The organism is Parabacteroides sp. merdae-related_45_40, from assembly GCF_001915675.1.
Genome location: NZ_MNQY01000150.1, coordinates 15,904 through 23,634, shown reverse-complemented (window position 1 = coordinate 23,634; position 7,731 = coordinate 15,904). Strand labels below are relative to the sequence as shown.

The following is a 7,731-nucleotide window of genomic DNA, read 5'->3' as shown; positions in this document are numbered from 1 at the left end:
GAGCTGTTTATCTGCCTTGTTTGAGGAGATTTTATGCACTGTTTCTGATTATAATCCAGTGGAATACCTACTTTTTAAACACAAACAGTTCCTTATACTTGTAGATGGCCATTATGAATCAAGAATGCATAAATAACTATTGTCAATGATATTTGATCACGGTTTTGGTGCGGTTGCCCTGAAGAAACTACTTGAAACTATCATATTTGAATAATTATTTGTACTTTTGTCCGTCAATTTGGCGTAGGCCGGACGGCCCCGTCTCTTTACTGAATAAATTTTAAAGCGATGAATATATCTTACAATTGGCTGAAAGATTATCTTGATTTTGATTTACAGCCTGATGAAGTAGCAGCAGCACTTACCTCTATTGGTTTGGAAACCGGAGGGGTAGAAGAAGTTCAAACCATCAAAGGTGGATTGGAAGGACTTGTCATCGGTGAAGTTCTTACTTGCGAAGAACATCCGAATTCCGATCACTTGCACATTACAACCGTGAATGTTGGCGGCGCGGAACCCTTGCAGATTGTTTGTGGTGCGCCGAATGTAGCTGCCGGACAGAAAGTGGTTGTTGCTGTAAACGGTACTAAATTGTATGATGGTGATGAGTGCTTTACGATCAAGCGCTCTAAAATCCGTGGCGTTGAATCGAACGGTATGATTTGTGCTGAAGATGAAATCGGTATTGGAACAGATCATGCAGGTATAATCGTACTGCCGGCCGATGCGGTAGTCGGTACTCCGGCCAAAGAATATTATAATGTGAAGAGCGATTATGTGCTGGAAGTCGATATCACGCCGAACCGTGTGGATGCCACTTCTCATTTCGGTGTAGCTCGCGATCTGGCCGCTTACCTGAAACAGAACGGTAAGCCTGCCAACTTGAAACGTCCGAGTGTGGATGCTTTCAAGATTGATGATGAAGTTCCGGCTATCGAAGTTGTCGTTGAAAATAAAGAAGCCTGTCTGCGCTATTCAGGTATTACGATTAAAAATGTAACTGTAAAGGAAAGTCCGGAATGGTTGCAGAACCGTTTGAAGGTGATCGGCCTGCGTCCCATTAATAACGTGGTGGATATCACGAACTATATCTTGCACGGCGTAGGACAGCCTTTGCACTCTTTCGATGCCGATAAGATCAAAGGTAATAAAGTCGTGGTACGCTCGGCGACGGAAGGTGCCAAGTTTGTGACGCTCGATGGTGTGGAACGTACGTTGACCGACCGTGATCTGATGATTTGCAATGTGGAAGAGCCGATGTGTATCGCCGGTGTATTTGGCGGACTCGATTCCGGTGTGACGGAACAGACTAAGAATGTATTCCTGGAATCTGCCACTTTCCATCCGACTTGGATCCGTAAGACAGCCCGTCGCTTCGGTCTGAATACGGATGCTTCTTTCCGCTATGAACGCGGCTTGGATCCGAATCAGACGGTCGAAGTGATGAAGCGTGCCGCTCTGTTGATTCAGGAAGTGGCAGGCGGAACGATTACGGGTGCTATCCAGGATATTTATCCGGTTCCGGTTGCCCCCTATCGTGTGGAACTGACTTACGATAAGGTCAATACATTGATCGGCAAGGTGATTCCGGTTGAAACGGTCAAGAGCATTCTGGAAAGCTTGGAAATGAAGATCGTTTCCGAAACTGCCGAAGGTTTGGTGATTGATGTGCCTGTATATCGTATTGATGTACAGCGCGATGTCGACGTGATCGAGGATATTCTCCGTATTTACGGATATAATAATGTGGAATTCAGTGACAATGTAAAGTCTAATCTGAGCTATCAGACTCCGACTGACCGCAGTTATAAATTGCAGAACCTGATTTCCGAACAACTTTGCGGTTGCGGTTTCAACGAGATCCTGAATAACTCGCTGACACGCTCGGCCTACTATGATAATCTTTCCACTTACCCGGTTTCTCACTGTGTGATGTTGATGAATCCGTTGAGCGCAGATCTGAATTGCATGCGCCAGACGTTGTTGTTCGGAGGCTTGGAAAGTGTCGAACATAATGCGAAACGCAAAAATGGCAATATCCGCTTCTTCGAATTCGGAAATTGCTATGATTACAATATCGACCATAAGAAGGAAGGTGAAACATTGGCCGAATTCTCGGAAGATTATCGTTTGGGCTTGTGGGTAAGCGGCAGCCGTGTGGATAACAACTGGGCGCATCCGAATGAAAAGTCTTCTGTTTATGAATTGAAGGCATATGTGGAAAACATCTTGGTTCGTCTCGGTGTGAATTTGCAGAAGGTCATTTTTGGTAATCTGGCTAACGATATCTATTCGGCAGGTTTGAGTATTACGACTTCGTCCGGGCGCCAGTTAGGTACGATGGGTATCGTCAGCCCGAAGATCTGTAAGGAGTTGGATATTGAAACGGATGTCTATTATGCGGAACTTTCCTGGACATTGTTGATGAAGGAAATCAAGAAGAGCAAGGTTACCTTCTCTGAAATTTCCAAGTTCCCGGCAGTGAAACGAGATCTAGCCTTGTTGTTAGAGAAGAATGTTCAATTTGCCGAAATAGAAAAGATCGCAACGGAAAGTGAACGTAAACTGTTGAAAGACGTTGCTTTGTTTGATGTATACGAAGGAAAGAATCTGCCGGCTGGCAAGAAATCATATGCCGTCAGCTTCTATTTGCAGGATGAAGGAAAGACTTTGAATGATAAGCAGATCGATGCTATCATGAAAAAGATCCAGACAAATTTGGAACAGAAGTTAGGTGCACAATTGAGAGGATAAAAAACATAAATCATAAATCATAAGATCATAAATTATGGGAAGAGCGTTTGAGTTTCGTAAAGCGAGAAAGTTTAAGCGTTGGGGCAATATGGCCCGTGTATTTACTAAGTTGGGTAAAGAAATTACGATAGCTGCAAAACAAGGTGGACCGGAACCTGAAAACAATCCGCGTTTGCGTGTATTGATGCAGACTGCTAAAAAAGAGAACATGCCGAAAGATAATGTCGAACGTGCTATCAAGCGGGCTGTCTCTAAGGATTTTACCGATTATAAAGAAATGAACTACGAGGGATATGGTCCTTTCGGTATTGCTATTTTTGTGGAAACTGCGACAGACAATACGACTCGTACTGTAGCAAATGTACGTAGTTATTTCAACAAGAACGGTGGTTCTTTGGGTACATCTGGCAGTTTGGAGTTCCTGTTCGAGCATAAATGTGTTTTCCATATTGCGAAAAAGGATGGCATGTCGTTGGAAGATCTTGAGTTGGAGCTGATAGACTATGGAGTCGATGAAGTGGATGAAGATGAAGACGAAGTGGTTCTCTATGGTGAATTTGCCCAGAATTCGGCTATTCAGAAATATCTGGAAGAGAATGGATATGAAATCACCAGTAGTGAATTTGTCCGTATTCCGAACGATGTGAAAGAAGTGACTCCTGAGCAGCGTGAATCGATTGAAAAATTGATTGAAAAGTTGGAAGAGGACGAAGACGTTCAGAATGTGTTCCACAATATGAAGGAAGACGAAAACGGAGACGAAGAATAAGTTCGTATTTGTTATAGAATAAAAAAGAGAGTACAAGGACTATAACCTTGTACTCTCTTTTTTATTCTATATCAGTATTTATATCAAAAAATCTTCTTTTCTTTGCTGTACTTTATTTCAATACAAATACATTTTTTAGTGGTTATGAAAGGTTTTAGAACTCTACTTTGTGTTATTTCGTTAGCCTTATCAGGCGTAATTGTGAGTGATGTTATGGCCCAGAAAGAATTGGGTGTGTTTAATTCTTTGGCAGTAGGTGTGGGCGTCGGTACTACCGGTATCGACGTGAATGTGGCAACTCCCATCACATCTCACTTTGATTTACGTGGTGGTTTTTCCATTATGCCAAATTTCAGCATGAGTACGGATGTAGATGTTGATGTGGAGGCTATGGAAGGCGTGAGTGTTCCCTCTACGATTGGTATGGAGGGAAGTATCAAGCGTGTTTCCGGCGAATTACTTGTGAATTATTATCCGTTTAAAAAAGGTTCTTTCTTTTTGACTGCTGGTGCTTACTTTGGCGGGGGAACTTTATTAAAAATAAATGGGCATAGTGATGAATTGAAGGAATTGGTAGCCGAAGCCGGTAAGGCCGGTGTTGTTATCGGCGATTATACGATTCCGGTAGACAAAAACGGTAATGTGTCAGGTGGCTTGAAAGTTTCGAATTTCCGTCCGTATGTGGGTTTGGGGTTCGGCCGTGCCGTACCGAAGAAACGGCTTGGTGTAATGTTCGAGCTAGGAGTCCAGTTCCACGGCAAACCGGATGTTTATACGGACTATGGTAATGTCAACAATTTGTTGGATGAAGTCGATCCGGACGATACGTTTTCGAAAATCATGGATAAGCTCACTGTTTATCCGGTTATGAAGATACGTCTGTGTGGACGGATTTTCTAATCGTACGTAAATATATATTAAATGAAAGCCTGGCTGTGGGGAGTCAGGCTTTCATTTTTACTATAAATAAGACCGGGTTGTCTTTGTTTGTCAGGTCAGGAAAAGAGTAGGCAAGTTCTTTGCCGCTTTTATAATAACAGTAGGTGTTGCTTTGAAGGTCTATGGATTGAAGTTCGAGAATCTTGCCTGTCTTGTAAAAGTTGTCATCCAATCCTCCTTGCACGTGATAGGCTTTTGTTCTTCGTTGGTCGTAACAAAATGTATAGCTACGTTCCGGTAGAGTAGGATCGTAGTGTGTTGAGATTAAAAAACGTGTCCCGATCTGTAAAGGGAGAATTTTTGCGTAGTCCTCAGTGATGGTCAACTGGTTGCTATTGATGAGATAGAGCGTGTCGTTTAAGATATGGGCTGGCTGTAAGGATGGCGCTTGTACATAAACGTGCCCGTTCTTGACGGCTATTTCGGTACCTGTCTTGTAATTGATATCCATTCTTCCCAAATCGGCAACATCCAGTTTGCGCTTCCCGACTTCATTAAAGTAGAGATCAAATTTATAGAGCCATTGTTCGATTGACGGAGCTTGCTTGTTTTCTGAATTAACCAAGTCTATTGTTGTCCACAGATGGTTGTTATAATAAGCCATATGCCCGAAAGTTTTCCATGAAGCATCTTGAGGGAGGATACTCTGAAAAAGGAGTTGCCCGTCGTAATCATAATAGTATACCTCATGTCCGGTGCCGATCACGACCAGCCGGTCGTGGACAGGATCGACCGCATAGTCAACCAGTTCGACTGGCTGTCTCGTTCCTGGCAGATGTGCCGTTATTTGTCCGAGAAATTGACCGGAACTGTTGAAATGATAAAGTTGACGATCGCTGACAAGGAAGATGTCTTCCCGGTCGCGCTTGATCATTTTAATCTTGTTCAAAGAACAATGTCCGTTTGTTTTCAAAGGGATGGCGATCACCTCCTCGGCGACATCGGACAGACTTCCTTTCGGTTGACATTGAGGCAAATCGGTAGTATGGATCACTTGATATCCGATCCATCCGTATAAGGCTATCAGACATATGAATAAAAGATTAAAGGTTTTTCTCATTTCATTTCTAATTAAAAAATTCCTTTGTATAAACGGACGATACTGTCGGTTTATTGCAAGGATCTCTTAATCCTGCAAGAAAATCCAGTTGTTTTCGGAGGAGATATCTTCTCTGTACCGGAATCCTTCCCAAGTAAAATCTTTTAATGCATCCGGATTGGTAATCCGGTTTTTAACGATGTAACGGGTCATTTGTCCACGTGCCATCTTGGCGTAGATTACGATTGTTTCGGCTTTCCCGTTTTTCCAGACTTTAAAATCCGGTGTTATTACACGGACAGATTGTTCTACCTTTTTCCAGTCGAATGATGGTTGTAGGTCCATGCTCCCCAGGTTGATCAGCAGGTTATCGTCGGCTTTCACTTCTTCAATAAGCGGTTCTGTTTGACGGGCACGCCAGTAAATATACATATTCCCTTCTCCTAATTCGGGCAGTTTCACATCATATTCCATCCGGTAAGGTTTGATCAGGTCCAGCGGGCGAAGAAGACCATAACAAATGGAAACGAGCCGCAAATGATCCTGGGCAAAGCGGAAGTCCGCCTCTGTAAAATCTTTGGGATTGATATTCTTGAATACGACACCCGTATAAGCCAACAAAGCTTGTAGCGGTTCTTCTTCTGCAGAATGGAAATTCTGAAAACGGTGGTAACTTTCCAGCATCAGCTTGGGACTGAGCTTTAACATCCTGCCTAATTCTTCGGCGGGATATTGAGCCATGTGCAATGCGATCTCGATTGCTTCCTGGTTGAATCGGGGCGTTGTACCTGCAGGCGCTTTTATTTTGGATGTTCCAGCCATTGTCTTGGCTGGAGATAAGATGATATGCATATTTGTGAATATATTGTTTTTATTATGTAAATATCTCGTCATTTATATCCGGTGCATAAATAAAAGTCGGATATCCCGCACCCATTTCCTGATATAACTGCCTGATATCACGATGCAGACTGCTGATAGCACTACTACTATTCCTCCGATCTGCATCGGTTGCAGATGCTCGCCTAAGAAAAGGACGCCCATGCATACGGCGGTAAGCGGCTCCATGCATCCCAAGATCGCAGTCGTTGTCGAACCTATATAACGAATGGCCAGTATCAGTGTAAGGTCGGATACCAACGTCGGGAGGAAAGCAACCATCAGCACGTCTATCGTTGTGGCCAGATTCGGCATCGGGTCGGGAAAATCACCTTTTATCGCCAGATTTACCAGAAAGACAATTGCTCCGGAAAGCAGAATATAGAAAGTGGCTTTCAAGCTGTCGAGCCTGGCGATCCGGCTTCGGTTCATACCTACGATGTAGGCTGCATAGGCAATCACTGTAGCCAATACCAACATTAATCCTTTTATATTGATAGAACTTCCCGGCGTATTTCCTCCGCTTAACATATAGACACCGCTTACCGCCATCGCCATTGCCAGCAGTATCGGCATTGTCAGCTTGTCCTTGTAAAATACAAACATGATCAGGCTGACTACCACCGGATAAAGGAAATGGATCGTTGTCGCCACCCCGCTCGGAATATAAAGATAAGCCTCCGTCAGCCAAAGCGCCGTGATGGCATAAAGTGTACCTAAAATAAAAGCGATCCCGAATTCGCTTTTCTGTATATCGAACGGAATCTTTTTCACCCACATCAGTACGGCAACCAGTACGGATGCTAAGGAAAAACGGTAGAACAGCAACGAATCCAAACCTACGCCGTTTTCAAGCGCCGGAATGGAAAAAAGAGGAATCAATCCGAATGTGGCGGATGCGATAAGTCCGTACAAAAATCCTTTTACCTTCATGTAAATTCACTGTCTGTTGAAATGAGGGGACAAAAGTAGCAAATCTTTCTGAACCTTTTCTAATGAAATGGGAATCATGCTTTGCTATTCTTTTCGATTAATTTTGTATGTTTACGGCGTATTAGAAAATGATGGACAGCTAATTATGTCCGGGAGCATGATGAATAACCCTTGTTTAGGGTGTGTGGAAATTAATACAAACTTTATATTATATGAAAATCGGAATCGGTATTTTACTATTATTCTTTGTTACCTCTTTGCAGGCACAGAACATTGTAGGAAAGGTCATAGACAATAAAAAACAACCGGTAGATGGTGCAACCATCGTTTTGCAGGCAATAGATTCTACTTATATAAACGCTTCTATTTCAAATGTAGACGGAACTTTTGTGTTGGATAGCCAGCCTGAAGAATACCG

At 43.1% G+C, this 7,731-nt stretch carries 7 protein-coding genes; 4 read left to right on the top strand and 3 right to left on the bottom strand.

From position 1 onward, the window contains the following. Positions 1-288: 288 nt before the first annotated feature. The 3 genes from pheT to BHV83_RS21355 all read left to right on the top strand — a co-directional run bounded on the left by pheT (position 289) and on the right by BHV83_RS21355 (position 4,423). Complete coding sequence (gene pheT / locus BHV83_RS21365; protein ID WP_005640278.1) at positions 289-2,754, top strand: phenylalanine--tRNA ligase subunit beta; 2,466 nt, start codon at positions 289-291, stop codon at positions 2,752-2,754. Between the two features lie 34 nt (positions 2,755-2,788). Then, complete coding sequence (locus tag BHV83_RS21360; protein WP_005640280.1) at positions 2,789-3,523, top strand: YebC/PmpR family DNA-binding transcriptional regulator; 735 nt, start codon at positions 2,789-2,791, stop codon at positions 3,521-3,523. 144 nt (positions 3,524-3,667) lie between these two features. Next, positions 3,668-4,423, top strand: coding sequence for a hypothetical protein (locus BHV83_RS21355; protein WP_119215814.1), 756 nt, complete (start codon positions 3,668-3,670; stop codon positions 4,421-4,423). 43 nt (positions 4,424-4,466) lie between these two features. On the opposite strand, the gene BHV83_RS21350 is transcribed toward BHV83_RS21355, so the two are convergent. The 3 genes from BHV83_RS21350 to BHV83_RS21340 all read right to left on the bottom strand — a co-directional run bounded on the left by BHV83_RS21350 (position 4,467) and on the right by BHV83_RS21340 (position 7,313). After that, entirely contained in the window at positions 4,467-5,522 is a 1,056-nt protein-coding gene (locus BHV83_RS21350; RefSeq protein WP_286758034.1) for a 6-bladed beta-propeller, read from the bottom strand. 66 nt (positions 5,523-5,588) lie between these two features. Further along, positions 5,589-6,353 carry a peroxide stress protein YaaA gene (yaaA, locus tag BHV83_RS21345; RefSeq protein ID WP_046451438.1) on the bottom strand — a complete coding sequence of 255 codons (765 nt, stop codon included), beginning with the start codon at positions 6,351-6,353 and terminating at the stop codon, positions 5,589-5,591. Between the two features lie 42 nt (positions 6,354-6,395). Beyond that, a complete protein-coding gene (locus BHV83_RS21340) occupies positions 6,396-7,313 on the bottom strand; it encodes an EamA family transporter (RefSeq protein ID WP_122206051.1) in 918 nt (305 codons plus the stop codon). A 212-nt stretch (positions 7,314-7,525) separates the two neighbouring features. Between BHV83_RS21340 and BHV83_RS21335 the strand changes: the two genes are divergently transcribed. Continuing rightward, positions 7,526-7,731, top strand: a 206-nt coding sequence (locus tag BHV83_RS21335; protein WP_286758035.1) for a carboxypeptidase-like regulatory domain-containing protein, incomplete at its 3' end; no start/stop codon positions are given.